Origin of the sequence: Nocardioides sp. URHA0020 (assembly GCF_000620705.1) — a bacterium.
In the GTDB taxonomy this organism is placed as follows: Bacteria; Actinomycetota; Actinomycetes; order Propionibacteriales; family Nocardioidaceae; genus Nocardioides.
In genome coordinates this window covers 177,490-196,430 of the sequence record NZ_KK211172.1, presented here as the reverse complement: position 1 = coordinate 196,430, position 18,941 = coordinate 177,490, and the positions used below count along the sequence as shown (strand labels likewise).

Genomic DNA, 18,941 nt, shown 5'->3' with positions numbered 1-18,941 from the left:
AGGCAGGCGCTGGGGTGCGGGGGGCTCGACGACGCTCGCTGGCGCTCGCTGCTCGACCGGCGGGACGACGCTCGCTGCTCGACCGGCGGCTACTCGCCGTAGATGGCGCTCGCGAGGCGGGCGGCGGCGGCGGGGATCTCGATGTCGCGCTTGCCCTGCTCCTGGGAGAGGTCGCGGGCGGCGGCGGTGAGCGGCCGGGTCAGCGACGCCTGGACCGCCAGGCAGTCGGTGGTCATCTCGGCGGGGGACGAGAGGTCGTCGTACGCGAGTCTCGGGGTGCTCATGCGATCGACGCTAGGTGCTACCGATTGGTACGAGTAGGAGTACCGATCGGTAGTCTCCCGTGTCATGTCGCTGCTGATCGCGGGCTCCATCGCCACTGACCACCTGATGAGCTTCCAGGGCAAGTTCGCCGACTCGCTCGTGGTCGAGCAGCTGGACAAGATCTCGCTGTCCTTCCTGGTCGACGACCTGGAGATCCGCCGCGGCGGCGTGGCCGCCAACATGTGCTTCGGTCTCGGCCAGCTCGGCCTGCGGCCGGTGCTCGTCGGCGCGGCCGGCGAGGACTTCGCCGACTACCGCTCGTGGCTCGAGCGGCACGGCGTCAACTGCTCCCACGTGCGCATCTCCGACACGCGGCACACCGCCCGCTTCGTGTGCACCACCGACCCGACCGGCGCGCAGATCGCGTCGTTCTACCCCGGCGCGATGAGCGAGGCCCGGCTGATCGAGCTCGGCCCGGTCGTCGACCGCGTCGGCCAGCCGGACTACGTGCTGATCGGTGCCGACGACCCCGACGGCATGCTGCGCCACACCGACGAGTGCCGTCAGCGCGGCTACCCGTTCATCGCCGACCCCAGCCAGCAGCTCGCCTTCAGCGACGGGGAGCTGATCCGCAAGCTCATCGACGGTGCGGCGATCCTCTTCTCCAACGAGTACGAGTCGCACATGATCGAGCAGAAGACCGGCTGGAGCGCCGCCGAGGTGCTCGACCGGGTCGGCGTGCAGGTCACCACGCTGGGCAAGGACGGCGTCCGCGTGCAGCGCCTCGGCGAGGCCGACATCGTGCTCCCGGCGGCGTCCGGCGTCACCGCGGTCGAGCCGACCGGAGTCGGCGACGCCTTCCGCTCCGGCTTCCTCGCCGCGCTCGCCTGGGGCCTCGGCCTCGAGCGGGCGGCGCAGGTCGGGTGCGTGCTGGCGGCGTACGTCGTCGAGACGGTGGGCACGCAGGAGTACTCCTTCACCCCGGCGCAGTTCCTGGCCCGGGTCGAGCTCTCCTACGGCCGCGAGGCGGCCGACGAGGTCGAGCCGCACCTCAAGAGCATCAGCTGACCCGGCGTACGACGTAGCGCGGCGAGCCGTCGTCTGCCAGCTCCTCGCCGACGTACTCCTGACCGCGCATCCGGCACCACGCCGGCACGTCGGTGCGCGCGGCGACGTCGGTCGCCACCACTGCCACGAGCCCACCCACCGCCACCTCGGCGTACCGCTTGCCGAGCTCGATGATCGGCAGCGGGCACAGCATGCCGCGGCAGTCGAGCTCGAGGTCCGCCGTCGTCGGGGTGCTCACAGGCCGACCTCGGCGCGGAGATCGCGCACGACGTCGGGCAGCACGGCCAGGAAGCCGTCGACGTCCTCGGCGGTCGTGTCGCGGGTGAGCGAGACCCGGACGTTGCCGTGGGTCAGCACGCCCATCGCCTCCAGCACCCGGCTCGGGGTGAGCGTCGAGGCGGTGCAGGCCGAGCCGCTCGCGACGCCGTAGCCCCGCCGGTCGAGCTCGGTCACGATCGCCTCGCCGTCGACGTAGAGGCAGGAGAACGTGACCAGGTGGGGGAGCCGGTCGACGGGGTCGCCGACCACCTCGACGTCGCGGACCTGCGCGGCCGAAGCCCGGATCCGGTCCACCAGCGCATGCTGCCGGGCGTTGACCTCGTCGCGCTCCGTCACGACCGCTCGAAGGGCGGCGGCCGCCGCGAGCGCGGCCGGGACGTTCTCGAAGCCGCCGGAGCGCTCGTCGATGCGGTCGTCGCCGGGGAAGGGGTTGAGCCAGCGCGCGCCCTTGCGGACCAGCAGCACGCCGACACCGGGCGGGCCGCCCCACTTGTGCGCGGACCCGGCGAGGGCGTCCCAGCCGTGGGGGAGCGGGAGCCGGCCCATCGACGCGCAGGCGTCCACGAAGAGAGGTACGTCGAGCCCGGCGGCGATCTCGGCCACCGGCTGGAGCGTCCCCACCTCGTGGTTGGCGCTCTGCACGGCGACGACACCCGTGGCGAGCGGGCCGATCGCCTCGCGACGGACGCGGCCGGCGCGGTCGACCGGGATCTCGACGGGGTCGCCCGCCCAGGTGGCGGCATGGACGACGGCCGAGTGCTCGACGGCCGAGTGGGCGACGGTCGCACCGACACGCCGGAGGCCGAGCAGACCCCGGTGCACGGCGTCGGTGCCCGAAGCGGTGAACGTGACCTCGTCGACCCGCACGTCGAGGCACTCGGCGACCACCGCGCGGGCGTTGTCGAGGAGCAACCGGGCGTCCCGACCGGGGCCGTGCAGGCGCCGCGGGTCGGCGTAGCCACGGTCGTACGCCGCCAGCAGGGTCGCGCGTGCCGCGGGGTGCAACGGCTCGGACGACGCGGAGTCCAGGTAGGCCGCGGCATTTGTCACATCGCGAATCTACCGGCACCCCAGCGGCTCAACCGGGGGGTCATTCGGATAGTGTGAAACCTGTCCGTGATCGTTGAGAGAGGGGCTCGTTCGTGGGTCTGCAACTCCCCAGGCGTACGGCCGGGAAGCCGGCTGTCGTCCGGCGTATGGCCGCCCTCGCCGCCGTGGGTATCAGTGTCCTGGTGCTCGGCGGTTGCTCGTCGCAGACGAAGGGTGAGTGGGAGCGCTTCGCGATGCCCGACCCGGCGTCCGAGCAGGGCGAGCGGATCCTCGGCCTGTGGCAGGGAGCGTGGATCGCCGCGCTCATCACCGGCATCATCGTCTGGGGCCTGATCTTCTACGCGATCTGGCGCTTCCGTCGCCGCAGCGACGACGAGATCCCCGTGCAGACGCGCTACAACCTGCCGCTCGAGATCTTCTACACGATCGCGCCGGTCATCATGGTCGTCGTGTTCTTCGCCCACACGGTGAAGACGCAGAACTACGTCCTCGACGAGGACCGCAGCCCGCCGGAGAACACCATCGAGGTCGTCGGCCAGCAGTGGTCGTGGACCTTCAACTACGGCGTCGGCGAGATGGACAGCTCCGCCAACGAGGACGCGACGGACGGCAAGTTCCCGTACTCGTCGTACGTCCACAACTCCGGCACCGGCTCGCAGATCGCGGACCTCTACCTGCCCGTCGGCGTCACCACCCGCTTCAACCTGCACTCGCCCGACGTCATCCACGACTTCGGCGTCCCCGCCTTCCTGATGAAGATGGACGTCGTCCCGGGACGCGTGAACCACTACGTGATCAAGCCGACCAGGACCGGCGACTTCAGCGGCAAGTGCTACGAGCTCTGCGGTGTCTACCACTCGCGAATGCTCTTCAACGTCCACGTCGTGAGCATGGAGGACTACCAGGCGCACCTGCAGCAGCTCGAGGCCGCAGGCGCGACCTCCGACCTGCCGCTGCTCGGTGGCGAGAACGCCACGACGCAGGCCGGACTGGACGAGAACCCCGAGGGAGAAGGCAAGTGACTGCCACGGCCGCACAGCCCACCACCAGCGCCGTTCCGGTGCCGCGCAGGCCGCTCGGCGCGATGCTGGCGACGATCCTGACGACCACCGACCACAAGCTGATCGGCAAGCTCTACCTCGGTACGTCGTTCGCCTGGTTCATGGTCGGCGGCCTGATGGCCATGCTGATCCGCTCCGAGCTGGCCTACCCGGGCATGCAGATCGTGAACGACGAGCTCTACAACCAGCTCTTCACGATGCACGGCACGATCATGCTGCTGCTCTTCGCGACGCCTTTGTTCTTCGGGTTCGGCAACGTGATCATGCCGTTGCAGATCGGCTCGCCCGACGTGGCGTTCCCGCGGCTGAACATGTTCAGCTACTGGCTCTTCCTCTTCGGTGGCCTGATCGCGGCCTCGGGCTTCCTCACCCCGCAGGGCGCGGCGGACTTCGGCTGGTTCGCCTACACGCCGCTCTCCGACGCCGTCAGGTCGCCGGGCGTCGGCGGCGACCTGTGGATCATGGGGCTGTGGATGGCGGGTCTGGGCACCATCCTGGGTGCGGTCAACTTCATCACCACGATCATCTGCATGCGCGCACCGGGGATGACGATGTTCCGGATGCCGATCTTCGTGTGGAACACGCTGGTCACCAGTCTGCTGGTGCTCATCGCCTTCCCGGTGCTCGCGGGCGCGCTGCTCTCCCTGGAGGCCGACCGCCAGCTCGGGGCCCACGTCTTCGACACCGCCCACGGCGGCGCGATCTTGTGGCAGCACCTGTTCTGGTTCTTCGGCCACCCCGAGGTCTACATCATCGCGCTGCCGTTCTTCGGCATCATCACCGAGATCCTGCCGGTCTTCAGCCGCAAGCCGATCTTCGGCTACATCGGGCTGGTCGGCGCGACGCTCGGCATCGCGATCCTGTCGGTGGCGGTGTGGGCGCACCACATGTTCGTCACCGGAGCGGTGGACCTGCCGTTCTTCTCGGGCATGACGTTCCTGATCGCGATCCCGACCGGGGTGAAGTTCTTCAACTGGATCGGCACGATGTGGGGCGGATCGGTCTCGTTCGACACCCCCATGCTGTGGTCGATCGGGTTCCTCACGACGTTCCTGTTCGGTGGCCTGACCGGCATCATCCTGGCCAGTCCGCCGCTGGACTTCCACGTGTCGGACTCCTACTTCGTGGTCGCGCACTTCCACTACGTCGTCTTCGGGACCGTGGTGTTCGCGATGTTCGCCGGGTTCTACTTCTGGTGGCCGAAGATGACCGGGCGGATGCTCGACGAGCGTCTCGGCAAGCTGCACTTCTGGCTGCTGTTCATCGGCTTCCACCTCACCTTCCTGGTCCAGCACTGGGTCGGCGTCGAGGGCATGCCGCGTCGCTACGCCGACTACCTGCCCGGCGACGGCTTCACCACGCTGAACCAGATCTCCACGATCGGTGCGTTCCTGCTCGGCGCCTCGACGCTGCCGTTCCTCTACAACGTCTACGTCTCACGGCGTGCGCCGCTGGTCAACGTCGACGACCCGTGGGGCTGGGGCCGCTCGCTGGAGTGGGCGACCAGCTGCCCGCCGCCGCGCCACAACTTCGTCACGATCCCGCGGATCCGCTCGGAGTCCCCCGCCTTCGACCTGCACCACCCCGAGGTGGCGGCGATCGAGCTGGAGGACAACGAGATGGCCCGGGTCGGTGGACCTGCGGACGCACCTGACATGGAGGGTCGCGAGGAGATGCTGCGCGACCGCACCGAGAACAACAAGCCGGAGGGCGACGCCTGATGAAGTCCGAGGCATGGGTCTTCGGGATCTGCACGATCTTCCTCGTGCTGGTGAGCCCGGCGTACTGGTTCATCACCAGTGACTGGACCGGCACCTCGGCGCTGACCATGACGACGCTGCTGACCCTGATGGTGACCATCTACCTCGGGTTCCACGCGAAGAACATGGACCCGCGTCCCGAGGACCGCAAGGACGGCGAGATCGCCGACGGCGCGGGCGAGCTGGGCTTCTTCCCGCCGTACTCGTGGTGGCCGCTGTGGTGCGCGCTGGCGCTCGGGGTGTGCGTGTTCGGCCTGGCCGCCGGCGCCTGGTGGCTCTTCATCATCGGGGTGCTCATCGGTGCGGTGACGCTGACCGGCTGGATCTTCGAGTACTACCGGGGTGTGCACGCCCACTGAGGCGGGGGCCGGTCCGCCTGTCGAATCGGAGAGCCTGGGGCTCGCCCGTTACCCTGGCAGGGACCGTACACACGCTTCACGGGGGAGTTCCAGCATGTCCGACCGAGGCCTCCGTCCGCGGGCGGCGACCGCGGCCCTGATCCTGGCCGCGCTCGCGCTCACCGCCTGCGACTCCAAGGACGTGCCCGGCGTCTCGTCGGTCTCCGGGGACTCGAGCGACTCACCGTCGCCGAGTGCCTCGGCGGTGGTCCCGGTCCGCCTGGTCGCCAACGTCCAGCGGGGAGCCACCGACGTCCCGGTCGACACCGCCCTGACGCTGACGGCCCGCAGCGGCACCATCCGCTCGGTCGAGGCCACGTCCGCCAGTGGCAGCGTCGCCGGCAAGGTCGCCGCCGACGGCTCCGGCTGGAAGGCGACCGGACGGCTGGAGCCCGGCGCGTCGTACGTCGTGCGCACGACCGCGGTCCGCGACGACGGCAAGCAGGTCGTCCGCACCCTGAGGTTCGCCACCCAGGCGCTTTCGCTGGAGCAGCAGACGTATGCCTCGGTCGCCCCGCTCGCGGACGAGACCGTGGGTGTCGGGATGCCGGTCATCGTGACCTTCGACGTGCCGGTCACCGATCGGGCGGCGTTCGAGAAGCACATGACCGTGACCGCGCAGCCCGCCCAGCGGGGAGCCTGGCACTGGCTCAGCGACACCGAGGCGCACTGGCGCCCCAAGCACTACTGGCGGGCCGGCACCGACGTCCACGTCGACGTCGACGTCAACAGCGTCTCGGCCGGCAACGGGATCTACGGCCAGGAGAGTCGCGAGCTCGACTTCCACGTCGGCGCCCGCCACGTCTACAAGGTGAGCGCCAAGACGCACCAGATGAAGGTGCTCAGCAACGGCAAGCTGATCAAGACCATCCCGATCACCACCGGCAAGCCCGGCTTCACCACCCGCTCCGGCGTCAAGGTCATCATCGAGAAGTTCTCGACCAAGCGGATGAACTCCGAGACCGTCGGCATCACCGGCTCCGAGGCGTACGACCTCGACGACGTGAAGTGGGCGATGCGGCTGACCTACTCGGGTGAGTTCATCCACGGCGCGCCGTGGTCGGTGGGCCAGCAGGGCTACGCGAACGTCTCGCACGGGTGCACCGGCATGAGCGACGCCAACGCGAAGTGGCTCTTCGACATGAGCCGCCGCGGTGACGTCGTGGAGTACACCGGCACCGACCGTCCGATGACCTTCAGCAACGGCTACGGCGACTGGAACGAGTCGTTCTCGAAGTTCCAGCAGGGCTCCGCGCTGTCCTGATCGATCGCGCCTCGCAGCGGGTGCACGAGGCGCTGCTGCCGGCAGCGGGATCGTCGTCGCGGGGCCGCAGTGGTTTCGAGGCTCGGGCCTGGCGGCCCTCGCACCTCAACCACCGGGGGCCGCCCTCGCACCTCAACCACCGTGTGCCGGTGGTTGAGGTGTGAGCCGCGCTAGCGGCGAGCCTCGAAACCACCGCCACCAGCGGGCGGGCGCGTCGTTGTGGTTTCGAGGCTCGGGCCTGGCGGCCCTCGCGCACCTCAACCAGCGTGTACCGGTGGTTGAGGTGTGAGCCGCGCTAGCGGGGAGCCTCGAAACCACCGCTACCAGCGTGCGGTCGTGGTTTCGAGGCTCGGGCCTGGCGGCCCTTGCACCTCAACCACCGGGGCGGCCCTCGCACCTCAACCAGCGTGTACCGGTGGTTGAGGTGTGAGCCGCGCTAGCGGCGAGCCTCGAAACCACCTCAACCAGGCTGCGGTCGTGGTTTCGAGGCTCGGGCCTGGCGGCCCTTGCACCTCAACCACCGGGGCGGCCCTCGCACCTCAACCAGCGTGTACCGGTGGTTGAGGTGTGAGCCGCGCTAGCGGCGAGCCTCGAAACCACCTCAACCAGGCTGCGGTCGTGGTTTCGAGGCTCGGGCCTGGCGGCCCTTGCACCTCAACCACCGGGGCGGCCCTCGCACCTCAACCAGCGGGCGCCCCTCGCCCCCGACAAATGACGAAGGCCGCCTCACTCCTAGGGGAGTGGGACGGCCTTCGCGCTGTCTCTGGTGCTAGTGCCCGCGGAGGGTCTCGTCCTCGACCAGGTGGTGGCCGTCGAACTGGTGACCGTCAGCCGCGTGGCCGTCGGTCGACTCCTGGAGCTCGTGCTCGTGCTCCGCGTGGTGGTGGCCCTCCTCGAGCTCCGCCACCGTGGGCTTCTGCACGTTGTCGGCCCACCACAGCGTGCGGACGCGGTGCTGGAAGCCGGCGAGCCGGCCCGTGCCGGGAGCAGGGACGCCGTTGGCGTCGGTGCCGTGACCGTTCGGACCGCCGTTGAGGGCCGGGTCGCGCTCGCGAGCCGTGAGCGTGTAGGCCCGCGTGCCCGGGAGCGGCAGGTGCCGCTCGGAGTAGCCACCCTCGGCGGACCGCATGATGATGCCGGTCTCGTAGCCGTGCAGCAGGGTGTCGTTGTCCTTGCGCTGCAGCGAGATGCACCAGCGCCGCGTGATGATGAAGGCGATCACCGGGCCGATGAAGACGGCCCCTCGCAGGAAGTAGGTGATCGCGTTGATCGACGAGTGCAGCTTGATCGCGATGATGTCGTTGCCGCCGGCGATCCAGAAGAGGCCGTACATCGTCATCAGGGCGACCATCAGGGCCGTCCGGGTCGGGGCGTTGCGCGGGCGCTCCAGCAGGTGGTGCTCGCGCTTGTCGCCGGTGATCCAGGCGTCGATGAAGGGCAGCATCATCACGAAGGCGAACGCCGCAATCGGCAGCACCAGGATCGGCAGCATCACGTTCCAGCTGATCGTGTAGCCCCAGAGGTGCGTCTCGATGCCGGGCATGATCCGCAGTGCGCCGTCGGGCCAGCCCATGTACCAGTCGGGCTGGGAGCCCGCGGTGACCTTGGACGGGTCGTACGGGCCGTACTTCCACACCGGGTTGATCGACAGCAGGCCACCCAGGAAGGCGGTGACGCCGAAGACGATGAAGAAGAAGCCACCGGCCTTCGCGGCGTACACCGGGAGCATCGGGTAGCCCACGACGTTCTTCTCGGTGCGGCCGGGGCCGGGCCACTGGGTGTGCTTGTGGTAGACGAGCAGCAGCATGTGGGCGGCGATCAGGGCCAGCAGCAGGCCCGGGATCAGCAGCACGTGGATCGTGTAGAGCCGCGGAATGATCGACTCACCCGGGAACTCGCCGCCGAAGAGGAAGAACGACATGTACGAGCCGACCACGGGGCTCGCCTTGATGAAGCCGTCCGCGGCACGGATGCCGGTGCCGGACAGCAGGTCGTCGGGCAGCGAGTAGCCGGTGAAGCCCTCGAGCGTGCCGAGGAGCAGCAGCAGCGAGCCGATGACCCAGTTGAGCTCACGCGGCTTGCGGTAGGCGCCGGTGAAGAAGACGCGCAGCAGGTGCACCATCATCGAGGCGACGAAGAGCATCGCCGCCCAGTGGTGCATCTGGCGCATCAACAGGCCACCGCGGACGTCGAACGAGATCCGCAGGGTCGAGGCGAAGGCCTCGGACATGTGGATGCCGCGGAGCTGCTCGTAGGTGCCGTTGTACTGCACCTCGCCCATGCTGGGCGTGAACCACAGCGTCAGGAAGACGCCGGTGAGCAGCAGGACGACGAAGCTCCACAGGGCGATCTCGCCGAGCATGAAGGACCAGTGGTCCGGGAAGACCTTGCGCAGGTTCTTCTTGGCCATGCCGGCCAGGCCGAGACGCTCGTCGGCCCAGGTGGCAGCGGCGGCGGCCCGGCTCGGCTTCTTCGCCGTGGCCGCAGTCGTGGTGTTGCTGTTGGCGACCTTGCTGGTATCCATGATCAGCCACGCTCCCAGTAGCTAGGTCCTACGGGTTCGTCGAAGTCGGCCTGGGCCGTGAGGTAGCCCTCGCTGTCGACCTCCAGCGCGAGCTGGGGGAGTGGGCGGGCGGCAGGTCCGAAGACCACACGTGCGGAGTCGGCCAGGTCGAAGGTCGACTGGTGGCACGGGCAGAGCAGGTGGTGGGTCGTGCGCTCGTACAGGGAGATCGGGCACCCGACGTGGGTGCAGATCTTCGAGTAGCAGATGATGCCGTCGACCGTCCAGTTCTCGCGTCCCTTGCCAGGGGTGATCTCGTCGGGCTGCATCCGGACGACCACGACGGCGCCCTTGGACTTGGCAACCTGCAGGGCGACGCCCTCCAAGGGCTCGCCGTCCTCGCCGCCGTTGAAGAGAGCCTCGGGCTCCGCGTTGACCAGGTCGCCGATCTGCAGGTCGGAGGCCTTGATCGGGGTGCCGACGACGTCGCGGACGACGCGCATGCCCTTCTTCCACACCGTGTGCTCGAGACCCGAGCCGATGAACGGCGGGTTCTTGACCACCTGGGCGTTGGTCGGGCCGAGGTCGCGCAGGAAGACGATCGCGGGCAGGCCGAGCAGGCCGACCGCGCCGAGCAGCGAGTTGCGCACCAGCGGACGGCGGCCGATGCCGGACTCCTCCAGCCCGTCGGCGAGCGCCTGGACGGTGGCCGCGCGGTCCTCCTCCGAGGAGGCGGCGGAGTGGCGGTACTCGACCATCTCGACGTCCGCCATCAGCTTGCGGGCCCACTGGATGATGCCGATGCCGATGCCCAGCAGGGCGCCTGCCAGCAGGAGGCCGAAGGCCAGGTTCTGCGCACCGAGGTCGCCGACGGTGTCGTCGGAGTCGATGGTGACGTAGGCGACGAGCAGACCGATGGTGCACAGCGCCGACAGCGCGAACAGCGCCGCGACCTGCCGCTCGGCACGCTTCTCGGCCTTGGGGTCGACGTCCGTCGGACGCCAGTGGTGCTCCTCGAGGCCGGGGTTGGCGAAGAGGTCGTCACGGGCGGGGAGGTTCTCGTCCACGGGCTCGTCGTGACCCGCGTCGTGGGCCTGGTCGATGGGAGGGGTGCTCACGCCTCCACCTTCTTCTTGTTGGTCCGGGTCGTGTGGGCCGCGATCCAGACCGCGAACCCGACGAGGCCGCCGATCCCCAGCAGCCAGGCCGCGAGGCCCTCGGGGACGGGGCCGAGGCCGCCGAGGCCGAACCCGCCGTAGCTGGGCATCTCACGCAGCGAGTAGAGGTACGCGATCACGTCGCGCTTCTCCTCGGGGGAGAGGTTGCCGTTGGCGAAGTTCGGCATGTTCTGCGGGCCGGTCAGCATCGCCTCGTAGATGTGGCGCGCGCTGGTCGAGTGCAGGTTGGGTGCGTAGCCGCCGCGCGGCATGGCGCCGCCGGAGCCCTCGAAGTTGTGGCAGGCCGTGCAGTTCGTGAGGAAGATCTGACCACCGTTGGCGATCGCCTGCTCCCGCTCGCTGTCCGACAGGCCCTCGATGCTGTAGTCGCTCTCGTCCGGGATCGCCGGGCCGGGGCCCAGCGAGGCGACGTACGCCGCGAGCGCGGCGGTCTCCTCGTCGGTGAAGGACTCGGGCTTGCTCGGCACCTGCGCGCCGGGCTGGACCATGGGCATCCGGCCGGTGCCGACCTGGAAGTCGACCGCGGCGGCACCGACACCGGCGAGCGGCGGGCCGATCTGGTTGCCGTCCTCGGTGCGGACGCCCTCGCCGTTCTGGCCGTGGCAGAAGGAGCAGCTCACCAGGAACAGCTGCCGCCCCTGGGCGACCTGGTCGGCGCTGGAGACCGTCTCGTCGGCCGAGGCGGTGGTGTTGACGAGGGCGGTGAAGATCCCGCCCGTGAGCAGCAGGCCCGCGATGATGACGAGCATGCCCGCGAGGGGGCCGCGGCGGTGCCGCGAGAGTCGACCCGCCGAGCGGTTCAGAAGTCGCACATCATGTCCTTCGGTTTCTGGGTCCGGTTCGGTTGCCGCGCGGCGCTACTACTTGACGAGGTAGATCGTGGCGAAGAGGCCGATCCACACGACATCGACGAAGTGCCAGTAGTACGACACGACGATGGCGCTCACGGCCTGCTCGTGGGTGAACTTCTTCGCGACCAGCGTCCGGCCGAGCACGAAGAGGAAGGCGATCAGCCCACCCGTCACGTGCAGACCGTGGAAGCCGGTGGTCAGGTAGAACATCGTCCCGTAGGCCGAGTCCTGGATGGTGACGCCCTCGCGGACGAGGGAGGCGTACTCGGTGGCCTGCCCGCCGATGAAGATCGCGCCCATGATGTAGGTGAGCACGAACCACTCGCGCAGACCCCAGCCCCGCACGTTGAGGACCGAGCCGGTGCGGCCGACCTGGCCACGCTCGGCCGCGAAGACGCCGAGCTGGCAGGTCAGCGAGGACAGCACCAGGATCGTGGTGTTGACCGAGGCGAACGGCACGTTCAGGACGGCGGTGTTGTCGGCCCACAGCTCGGGGCTCACCGCTCGGATCGTGAAGTACGACGCGAACAGGGCCGCGAAGAACATCAGCTCGCTGGAGAGCCAGATGATCGTGCCGACCGAGACCATGCTCGGACGGTCGTGGTGCCCGTGCAGACGGGACGCTGGGATCGCTGTTGCTGTCGCCACCAGATCATTATGTCGTGACCGGGGAGGGAGGGCACCCCGACCCCCTCGGTTTCGGCGTCATAAAGTTCACAATGTGCTCGTCCCCGACCTCATCGCCGCCCTCGACACCGAGTCCGACCTGCCTCGGTTCACCCTCAGCACGGTCTTCACGGGGTGGTCGCTGCAGCCGGTCGCCTTCGTCCTGACGGTCTGGGTCGCCGGCCTGTACGTCTGGGGCGTCGTCAAGCTGCACCGGCGCGGGGACCGGTGGCCGATCGGCCGCACGATCTCGTTCGTGCCGGTCGGGATGGGGCTCTTCTACTTCGCGACCGCCTCCGGCCTCGGGACGTACGACGACACGCTGATCAGCGTCCACATGGTCCAGCACATGATCCTCTCGATGCTGGTGCCGATGACGCTCGCGCTCGGCGCCCCCGTGACGCTGGCGCTGCGGACGCTGCCGGCGGCCCCGCGCCGCTGGCTGCTGGTCGTCCTGCACTCCCGGGTCGCCCGGGTCCTGTCGTTCCCCCCGCTGACGTTCCTGCTGTACGTCATCTCGCCCTGGGCGCTCTACTTCTCCGGCTGGTACCCGGCCACGCTCGACTCGACGTACCTCCACGAGATGATGCACATCCACCTCGTGGTGGTCGGCTGCCTCTTCTTCTGGCCGATCGTGGGCATCGACCCGCTCCCGGGGCGGGTGGGCTACCCGTTCCGGATGCTGCTCGTCGTCCTGACGCTGCCGTTCCACGCCTTCCTCGGCGTCACGATCATGGCCGAGGAGGACATCATCGGCGGGTCGCACTACGCCGACCTGCACGACGGCCCGATGGGCAGCTGGCTGCCGGCGCCGATCGACGACCAGCACCTCGCCGGCGGCATCCTGTGGGGCTCGGGCGACCTGATCGCGCTGGTGCTCTTCGGGGTGCTCTTCGTGCAGTGGGTGCGCCAGTCGATGCAGGAGGCGAGCCGGGAGGACCGGCGCCTCGACCTGCTCGAGGCGCGCGAACGTGCCGAGGCCGAACGCGCGGCAACCGCCCGCGCGGCCGACGGTGACCGGTAGGCTCGCGAACGTGAGCGACTCGACCTCCCCGACGGCCCCGTTGAAGGTGCTCGTCTACAGCGACGACGTGAACACCCGCCAGCAGGTCATCCTGGCCCTCGGCCGCAGACCGCACCCGGACCTGCCCGAGCTCGAGTACGTCGAGGTCGCCACGGAGCCGGTCGTCATCCAGAACATGGACTCCGGCGCGATCGACCTGGCGATCCTGGACGGCGAGGCGGCGCCCGCCGGTGGGATGGGCATCGCGAAGCAGCTCAAGGACGAGATCTACCAGTGCCCGCCCGTCGTCGTGCTGACCGGCCGGCCGCAGGACGCCTGGCTGGCGACGTGGTCGCGGGCCGAGGGCGCCGTACCGCACCCGCTGGACCCGATCCAGCTGGCCGAGACGGTCGTCGCGCTGCTGCGCTCGCGCGTGCCTGCCACCACGTGAGCGCTCAGCACACGAGCTGGAGCGAGGTCCTCGGCGCCCTGGTCGCGGGCACCGACCTCGACACGACGCAGACCGCCTGGGCGATGCGGGAGCTGCTCTCCGGCGAGGCCACCCCGGCGCAGATCGCGGGCTTCGCGGTCGCCCTCCGGGCCAAGGGCGAGACCATCGAGGAGGTCCTCGGGCTGGTCGAGGCGATGTACGCCGTCGCGACCCCGCTCTCGATCCCCGGCCGCCTGCTCGACATCGTCGGCACCGGCGGGGACCGCTCGATGTCGGTCAACATCTCCACCATGGCAGCGATCGTGGCCGCCGGCGCCGGTGCGAAGGTGGTCAAGCACGGCAACCGCTCCGCGTCGTCGAAGTCCGGCTCCGCCGACGTCCTCGAGCAGCTCGGCATCCGGCTGGACCTCGCACCCGAGCGGGTCGCGGCCGTGGCCGCCGAGGCCGGCATCACGTTCTGCTTCGCGGCGACCTTCCACCCCGCGATGCGGCACGCGGCGGTCGCCCGGCGCGAGCTGGGCATCGGCACCACCTTCAACCTGCTCGGTCCGCTGACCAACCCGGCTCGCGCCGGTGCCCAGGCGATCGGCTGCGCCGACCCGCGCCAGGCGCCGGTGATGGCGGGCGTCTTCGCCGGCCGCGGTGTCGACGCGTGGGTCTTCCGCGGGGACGACGGGCTCGACGAGCTCACCACGACGACCACCTCGCGGGTGTGGCGGGTGCACGGGGGTCAGGTCACGCAGAGCGTGGTCGACCCCACGGAGCTCGGCGTCCCGCGCGGCACCACGGAGGCGCTGCGCGGTGGCGACGCCGCTCACAACGCCGACGTCGTACGCCGGGTGCTTGCGGGGGAGACGGGTCCGGTGCGGGACGCCGTGCTCCTCAACGCGGCGGCGGCTCTGGCCGTGCACGATGCGCCCACCGAGGAGCCGCAGGCAGCGCTCGCGGCGGGGATGGTCCGGGCGACCGAGGCCGTCGACTCCGGCGCGGCCCAGGCTGCGCTCGAGCGCTGGGTGGCCGCCAGCTCCTCCTGACGGCCACCGGCACTACCGCTTCGTCACCACCAGTCGGACCACGCGTGCGGTGGACCGCAGGGTCACGGTGCCGCCGAGGTAGCTCGCCTTGAGCAGGTGGGTGCCGACCTTGAGCCGCGGCACGCTGATCGCGATGCGCCCGCCCCTGCTCGAGCCGAGGGTGACCGTCGTCAGGACTCTCGAGCCCTCGGTGATCCGCACCCTGCCGACCGGCTTGGGCACGTCCTTGGCGGTGACGGTCACCTCGACGATGCCGTGCCGCGCCGCGGTGACCTTGGCCGCCCGCAGCCGTGAGGTCGTCCTCGTCGCGATCTTGCGGATCGTGAGCCCGCTGCTCGTCGCCGAGCCGGGGGAGTAGCCGGCGATGGTCGCCGTGACCCGCACCCGCAGCAGTCGGGCGGCGTCCTTGGTCTGCACCCGGTACGTCGAGCCGGTGGCGCCGGGGATGGAGACCCCGTTCGACGTCCACTGGTACTGGTAGCTGGGCGCGCCCGGCCACGTGCCGCTCCTGGCGGTCAGCACGGCGCCGACCGCGGGGGTGCCGGTGATCGACGGCGGGTTCGTGGCGTGGATGACCGCACCTAGCCCGGCAGCGATGGCGTTGCTGGTGGAGCTCCCGGACTTGTAGCCGGGCCGCGTCGCTGTCGCGCGCACCGTGACGGCCTTGCCGACGTCGGCCGTCGTGACGTCGTACGTCGGACCGGTCTCGTCCTTGACGGCCGAGCCGCCGACGTACCACTGGTAGGTCGTGGTCACCGTCTCGGCCGGCATGTTCCAGGTCGGCGGGACCAGGGTGAGCGGCGTCGCGACCTTGCCCGACCCGGAGATCGAGACCGGGATGGTCGCGACCGGGGTGTCGATGACGGAGAAGGCCCGCCAGTCCGACGTCCCCAGCGCGTGGCTCTGGGTGTCGAGGGCCGTGACCCGCCACTGCCAGGCACCGCCGGCGATCGCCGCGGTCGGGGCCCAGGCCAGCGCCGGGGTCACCTGGGTCTCCGCCACCGTGGCGGCGCCGACCAGGCGCCGCTCGAAGCGGTACTTGGTCGCCCGGGGCACCGCACCCCAGGTGAAGAGCGCGTCCGAGGGCTGGACGTCAGCGTCGACCGGTGGGGCGGCCAGCACCGGTGCCGGCCGCGTGACCGAGAAGGACCGGAGGGCGCTCCACGCGCCCGGCCGCCCGGCCGCGTCGTTGCGGCGGACCCGCCAGGTGTAGGGACCGAGGTCGGGGTCGAGCGAGTTGAGGACGTAGCCGACCCGGTTGACCGTGGCGTTCACCACCCGGTTGGCCGAGTTCGCGAGCTGGTCGTTGCCCTTGTAGACCTCGACGACGTAGCTGCCCGCGAAGTCGAGCGGGTCCCACGCCAGCACGTCGTCGCCCGGGATCGTGGCGCCCGGGACCGGTGCGGTCAGCGCCGGGGTGGGTGACTGCTTGACGAAGCTGCGCGTCGCGCTCCATGCGAGCGCGTTGCCGGACCCGTCGACCGCCTGGACCCGCCAGTAGATCGTGCCCTCGGGGTAGGTGTCGCCGAACGACGTGAAGGTCCGCTGGTCGACCACCGTGGTGGTGGTCGTCGTCGTGGGGTTGTTGGTGAAGGCGGGATCGGTCGACGTCTGCACCCGGTACTGCCGGGCCTCGGTCTCGGCCGGTGTGTCGAGCGGGGTCGCGGTGTCCGGGTCCGCGCCGTCGACGACCGCCTGGCTGTCGAGGTAGTCGGCCCACGTCAGGGTGACGTCGTCCTGGACGACCGCCTGGTCGGCGGGGGAGACCAGGGTCGCCGCCCTGCTGGTCTTGTTGAACGCGTGCGTCGCGTGCTCCGGCGCGCTGCAGTAGCCGCTGGTGGTGCACGGCGCCAGCGCCCAGTAGTACCCGGTCGCTGCTTGGTTGTCCGGGAGCGCCGCGGTGTAGGTCCACATCGTCGAGGACACCTTGATGGGCTTCTGGAAGACCGGGTTGGTCAGCTCGGGGTCGTTGGCGACGTACAGCTCGTAGTAGCCGACGTTGGGGTCCGGAGAGGTCCAGCCGAGGACGGGGGTCTGCCGCAGGTTCTGGCAGGTGGCCGGCAGGCTCGCATCACAGGCGTCGACGGACGCCCCTGCCTTCCCGAGGAGGGCGTTGCCGGTCAGGGCCGCTCGGTAGCTGGTGACCGGGACGGGCGGCAGCTCGAGGATCTCGAAGGTGCCGGTGGAGCCGGACCTCGTGACGTTGTCCGGGAGGTAGGCGTCGACCTGCCACTCGTACTTGCCGGGTGAGAGGAAGTCCGTACCGGTATCCTCGCCCGCCGGGAACTCGAACTCCGCGCCGACCGTGGTCCAGCCGATCGTCCCCTTCGGACGGACCTGGATCTCGTAGTGCTCGGCTGCGGGGACCTCGGTCCACCGCAGTGTCGGGAAGCGGTAGGACGGCGCCACGGCCGCAGGCGTCGGGGTCGGGTAGACGACGGGCGGGTCCTCCGGCGGATCGGCAGGCGCGGGCAGCACGAAGGTGCGCTGCCCGGCGGTCAGGAGGCCGGATCCGAGCCGGCCGTCCTCCGAGATGGTGCGGACGTCCCAGCGGTAGGTCCCCTCGCCCAAGCCGCGCGGAGTGAACGAGGTGGACGGGGTGGTGTAGGTCGCGGACCCGATCGTGACCCGGTACTTCGCGGCACCTGCCACCGGTGCCCACGACAGGGTGGGCACCGCGACGGTCGACCCGTTGCCCGGTCCCAGAAGCGTGACCAGGCCCGGGTCGTAGGTGAACCGGTGCACCTGGGTGTCCGAGGACAGGATGTCGGTGACCGGTGCGTTCGTCGCGAACTCGTCGGTTGCTAGCACCCGCCAGTAGTACGTGCCCAGGGCAGCCGGGAAGCAGCTGCCGCCGTCGCCCATGGCCAGCGTCGTGTGGACCGTCGTGCACGTCTTCGTGAGGTTGTCGGGTTTGAAGCTCACGTTGGGGCTGACCTGCACCGTGTACTTGCTCGCGTGCTTGACCGGCGACCACTGGAAGTAGAACGGATCGCCCACCGTGGCGTTGTCCACCGGGTAGCGCAGCACCGGCTGGTCGGGCCAGTTGCGACGGAACTGCCAGACGGGGACCTGCGACCAGTCGAGCTTGTTGCCGGCGCCGTCGACCGGGCGCACCTGCCACCAGTACTGGTCGTTGTTCAGCGTCTGCGGCGGGGAGTAGCGGGTGCCGAGGATGCCACCACGCTCGTGGACCTTGGTCAGGAACTGGGAGTCGGTCCCGATCTGCACGTCGTAGCTCTTGGCGCCGGCGATCGGCGCCCAGTCGAGGACGACGTCCTGGACGTTCTGGTTCTCGTCGTTGTCCGGCGCTTGCGGGTCGTCACCCGGGCCCGACAGCCCGAGGACCGTGTAGGTGCGCGAGCTCGACCAATCGGTGTAGATGCCGTCGCCGAGCTGCGCCCGCACGTGCCAGAAGTACGGCGCCGGCGGCTGCAGGTCGACGATGAGGGTCGTGCTCTCCGTCGTCTTGCTCGAGGTCTGGTCGGTGAAGTGGGGGTCCTTGCCGTACTGCACCTCGTAGCCGTCGGCGCCGGCGACGGGCTCCCAGGTCAGTGTCGGAGGGGACTGCGGCTGGGCGAGCTGGGCGCCGTCGCCCGGACCGGTGACCACCGGCGGTGACAGGGTGGAGCGGGAGAAGTCCGCGGTGCTCCAGGCATCGCCGGAGCCGTTGACCCGGACCCGCCAGTAGAGCGCGCCGCTCGGCAGCTGGCGAGCCGGGGCGTACTGGTGGTTGACGGTGGTGATGCTGACGAGCGTCGAGCCGAACTCCGCGCTCGTCGACACCTGCACGTCGTACTTCGCGGCTCCCGGGACCCGGTCCCAGCTCAGGACCGGGGTGGAGGCGACGGCCTCACCGCCGGCCGGCGCCAGACCCGTCGGGGCCTCCAGGGCGAGCGCCGGTGCGGCGCCGACCAGACCGAGCCCGGCGCTGACCACGATGGAGACCAGCAGAGCGGCGAGCACGCGCGTACGAGACCGGGCAGTGGGCACGGTTGTTCCTCTCCCGAAGACCGAGTCGCGACGGTACGACGGCGCTGCCGTCCGCCACGCTGCTCAGCGTCGAAGATGGCCTGCCCGGGCCACGGGGTCTGACCGTTTGGCCGACCCC

The 18,941-nt window shown here is 70.0% G+C and carries 16 protein-coding genes; 8 read left to right on the top strand and 8 right to left on the bottom strand.

Annotated elements, in window-relative coordinates; genetic code table 11:
* Positions 1 to 89 precede the first annotated feature (89 nt).
* Entirely contained in the window at positions 90 to 284 is a 195-nt protein-coding gene (locus N542_RS0121995; protein WP_028645771.1) for a hypothetical protein, read from the bottom strand.
* A 64-nt stretch (positions 285 to 348) separates the two neighbouring features.
* Here N542_RS0121995 and N542_RS0121990 point away from each other — a divergent pair, with 64 nt between their 5' ends.
* A complete protein-coding gene (locus tag N542_RS0121990) occupies positions 349 to 1,332 on the top strand; it encodes a carbohydrate kinase family protein (RefSeq protein WP_028645770.1) in 984 nt (327 codons plus the stop codon).
* On the opposite strand, the gene N542_RS0121985 is transcribed toward N542_RS0121990, so the two are convergent.
* Both N542_RS0121985 and N542_RS0121980 read right to left on the bottom strand, forming a co-directional pair.
* Positions 1,325 to 1,570 (bottom strand): sulfurtransferase TusA family protein, encoded by a 246-nt coding sequence (locus N542_RS0121985; protein ID WP_028645769.1) that lies wholly within the window; start codon positions 1,568 to 1,570, stop codon positions 1,325 to 1,327. The two genes, N542_RS0121990 and N542_RS0121985, sit on opposite strands and share 8 nt — an antisense overlap.
* Positions 1,567 to 2,661 (bottom strand): cysteine desulfurase family protein, encoded by a 1,095-nt coding sequence (locus N542_RS0121980; RefSeq protein ID WP_028645768.1) that lies wholly within the window; start codon positions 2,659 to 2,661, stop codon positions 1,567 to 1,569. Before N542_RS0121980 ends, N542_RS0121985 begins: the two co-directional genes overlap by 4 nt.
* A 92-nt stretch (positions 2,662 to 2,753) precedes the next feature.
* Between N542_RS0121980 and ctaC the strand changes: the two genes are divergently transcribed.
* The 4 genes from ctaC (at position 2,754) to N542_RS0121960 (ending at position 7,144) form a co-directional block, all read left to right on the top strand.
* Entirely contained in the window at positions 2,754 to 3,683 is a 930-nt protein-coding gene (gene ctaC / locus N542_RS0121975) for an aa3-type cytochrome oxidase subunit II (protein WP_028645767.1), read from the top strand.
* Positions 3,680 to 5,443: an aa3-type cytochrome oxidase subunit I gene (gene ctaD, locus N542_RS0121970; protein ID WP_028645766.1), complete on the top strand. Its 1,764-nt coding sequence runs from the start codon at positions 3,680 to 3,682 to the stop codon at positions 5,441 to 5,443. Before ctaC ends, ctaD begins: the two co-directional genes overlap by 4 nt.
* On the top strand, positions 5,443 to 5,841 hold the full coding sequence (locus N542_RS0121965) for a cytochrome c oxidase subunit 4 (RefSeq protein ID WP_028645765.1): 399 nt from the start codon (positions 5,443 to 5,445) through the stop codon (positions 5,839 to 5,841). Before ctaD ends, N542_RS0121965 begins: the two co-directional genes overlap by 1 nt.
* 94 nt (positions 5,842 to 5,935) lie before the next feature.
* Complete coding sequence (locus tag N542_RS0121960) at positions 5,936 to 7,144, top strand: L,D-transpeptidase (protein WP_028645764.1); 1,209 nt, start codon at positions 5,936 to 5,938, stop codon at positions 7,142 to 7,144.
* Positions 7,145 to 7,913: 769 nt separating this feature from the next.
* Here N542_RS0121960 and qcrB read toward each other — a convergent pair.
* Genes qcrB through ctaE form a run of 4 tightly spaced genes read right to left on the bottom strand, consistent with a single transcriptional unit; the run spans position 7,914 to position 12,324 of the window.
* A complete protein-coding gene (qcrB, locus tag N542_RS26090; RefSeq protein ID WP_036509394.1) occupies positions 7,914 to 9,668 on the bottom strand; it encodes a cytochrome bc1 complex cytochrome b subunit in 1,755 nt (584 codons plus the stop codon).
* 2 nt (positions 9,669 to 9,670) lie between these two features.
* Positions 9,671 to 10,765, bottom strand: coding sequence for a cytochrome bc1 complex Rieske iron-sulfur subunit (qcrA, locus tag N542_RS0121950; RefSeq protein ID WP_331279604.1), 1,095 nt, complete (start codon positions 10,763 to 10,765; stop codon positions 9,671 to 9,673).
* On the bottom strand, positions 10,762 to 11,637 hold the full coding sequence (gene qcrC / locus N542_RS0121945) for a cytochrome bc1 complex diheme cytochrome c subunit (protein WP_028645762.1): 876 nt from the start codon (positions 11,635 to 11,637) through the stop codon (positions 10,762 to 10,764). Before qcrC ends, qcrA begins: the two co-directional genes overlap by 4 nt.
* 48 nt (positions 11,638 to 11,685) lie before the next feature.
* Positions 11,686 to 12,324 carry an aa3-type cytochrome oxidase subunit III gene (ctaE, locus tag N542_RS0121940; RefSeq protein ID WP_036509388.1) on the bottom strand — a complete coding sequence of 213 codons (639 nt, stop codon included), beginning with the start codon at positions 12,322 to 12,324 and terminating at the stop codon, positions 11,686 to 11,688.
* 73 nt (positions 12,325 to 12,397) lie between these two features.
* On the opposite strand from ctaE, the gene N542_RS0121935 reads away from it, so the two are divergent.
* The 3 genes from N542_RS0121935 to trpD are packed head-to-tail and all read left to right on the top strand — an operon-like array spanning position 12,398 to position 14,830.
* Complete coding sequence (locus N542_RS0121935) at positions 12,398 to 13,366, top strand: cytochrome c oxidase assembly protein (protein ID WP_028645760.1); 969 nt, start codon at positions 12,398 to 12,400, stop codon at positions 13,364 to 13,366.
* Between the two features lie 10 nt (positions 13,367 to 13,376).
* Positions 13,377 to 13,796 carry an Rv3143 family two-component system response regulator gene (locus N542_RS0121930; protein WP_028645759.1) on the top strand — a complete coding sequence of 140 codons (420 nt, stop codon included), beginning with the start codon at positions 13,377 to 13,379 and terminating at the stop codon, positions 13,794 to 13,796.
* On the top strand, positions 13,793 to 14,830 hold the full coding sequence (gene trpD, locus N542_RS0121925) for an anthranilate phosphoribosyltransferase (RefSeq protein ID WP_028645758.1): 1,038 nt from the start codon (positions 13,793 to 13,795) through the stop codon (positions 14,828 to 14,830). Before N542_RS0121930 ends, trpD begins: the two co-directional genes overlap by 4 nt.
* 12 nt (positions 14,831 to 14,842) lie before the next feature.
* Here the strand turns inward: trpD and N542_RS26945 are convergent, their stop codons facing one another.
* Complete coding sequence (locus tag N542_RS26945; protein ID WP_155993303.1) at positions 14,843 to 18,823, bottom strand: Ig-like domain repeat protein; 3,981 nt, start codon at positions 18,821 to 18,823, stop codon at positions 14,843 to 14,845.
* Positions 18,824 to 18,941 lie beyond the last annotated feature (118 nt).

Bases quoted from the DNA above. Each gene is read 5' to 3' on its own strand.
- N542_RS0121995 (WP_028645771.1), bottom strand. From the start codon at position 284: ATGAGCACCCCGAGACTCGCGTACGACGACCTCTCGTCCCCCGCCGAG.
- N542_RS0121990 (WP_028645770.1), top strand. From the start codon at position 349: ATGTCGCTGCTGATCGCGGGCTCCATCGCCACTGACCACCTGATGAGC.
- N542_RS0121965 (WP_028645765.1), top strand. From the start codon at position 5,443: ATGAAGTCCGAGGCATGGGTCTTCGGGATCTGCACGATCTTCCTCGTG.
- N542_RS0121960 (WP_028645764.1), top strand. From the start codon at position 5,936: ATGTCCGACCGAGGCCTCCGTCCGCGGGCGGCGACCGCGGCCCTGATC.
- qcrB (WP_036509394.1), bottom strand. From the start codon at position 9,668: ATGGATACCAGCAAGGTCGCCAACAGCAACACCACGACTGCGGCCACG.